The sequence below is a fragment of the Oleiphilus sp. HI0132 genome (assembly GCF_001635845.1).
The window spans coordinates 1-1163 of sequence record NZ_LWGJ01001517.1 but is presented as its reverse complement, the minus strand read 5'-3'; the positions used below and the strand labels follow the sequence as shown (position 1 = coordinate 1163).

Here is a 1163-nt window from a genome sequence, read left to right as displayed (position 1 = left end):
CTCAAGCGCAACAACATGATCCTGACTATTAATTTGAGCGAGTATAGCCGCACTCTCTTTTTGAATAGCGCGCTTGATATCGGCATTCTTACTACGATTCCCCAAGGGAATCTCGATAAACTCTAAAGGAAGGTCTTTAGGAAGGCGCTTAACATATTCGTTTGCGCCTTCCGTCACCCACTTCGGCATTTTAGTACCAACAGCAAGTATTTTTATTTTCATCGCTATCGCAATTCACAAACAGTGCAGAGATTGAATTATGCTTATTACATAAGCCAAAGGAAAAACTAAAGAAAAGGCTATAGTTAATGCTCAGTCATTGAGGCACTGGCATCCGGGCCATCACGCCAAAAGCCTTCCAGGTCATAAAATGTGCGTGAAGCGGGAAGCATCACATGAACGACAACCTCGCCCAGATCAACCAAAACCCAGTCACTGCCATCAGCACCTTCAATACCTAAAGGCCGTCCGCCTTTATCTTTTACTTCGGAAACCAAATTTTCTGCAAGAGACTTAACGTGTCTGCTCGAAGTCCCTGAAGCGATCACCATATAGTCTGTGACGCTAGTTTTATCTTTAACATCCAGCACACAGATATTATCAGCTTTAAGATCCTCTAAAGCCTCGACCACTACAGTTTTCAATTCTTCAGTTTGCATACGTTCTTTGTGTTCCCCATTTGGTTAATTTTGCCTGCTCTGAAACAGCGTTTCAAAACAGCAACTCACTCTCGATAAAGCGCATTATCACAGATATAGTCTTCAACCGCACCTATCACAAGGTAACGAATGCTTTTATTTTTCCTGACCGCTTCACGAATGGCAGTGCTAGAGATATCTAACTGCGTCAAATCAAGCATCAAAGCTAAGCCGCCCGGCTGCTCATGCAAGTAATTGGCAGACATAACCCATTCAAAGCCAAGTTGCTCCAGACATTGCTTTATATCGCCTTCAAGTTCACCCGGGCGCTTTACAACAACAATATGCGTCTGCTTTGATAGCTGCTCTGCCTGACGCCAGGTTCTTAAACCTCGCGCAGCATCAGTCCCCATGACGATACTCAAGGCCTGATCACCAAGCTCTTGACGCATCTCGCGAACTGATTCAATGGTATAACTTGGACAACCCCGCCGAATCTCTCGCTCATCAACATTCAAACACGAG

General features: G+C 44.6%; 3 protein-coding genes. All 3 read right to left on the bottom strand.

The annotated features are described in order from the left end of the window. On the bottom strand, positions 1-222 hold a 222-nt coding region (locus A3766_RS23480), incomplete at its 3' end, for a 23S rRNA (pseudouridine(1915)-N(3))-methyltransferase RlmH (RefSeq protein ID WP_197479705.1). Positions 223-305: 83 nt separating this feature from the next. Then, positions 306-659: a ribosome silencing factor gene (gene rsfS / locus A3766_RS23475; RefSeq protein ID WP_068507913.1), complete on the bottom strand. Its 354-nt coding sequence runs from the start codon at positions 657-659 to the stop codon at positions 306-308. Between the two features lie 65 nt (positions 660-724). Further along, the coding region (locus A3766_RS23470) for a nicotinate-nicotinamide nucleotide adenylyltransferase (protein WP_197479704.1) at positions 725-1163 on the bottom strand (439 nt) is incomplete at its 5' end.

Excerpts from the sequence above, each read along its gene's own strand:
- rsfS (WP_068507913.1), bottom strand. The coding sequence starts at position 659 with ATGCAAACTGAAGAATTGAAAACTGTAGTGGTCGAGGCTTTAGAGGAT.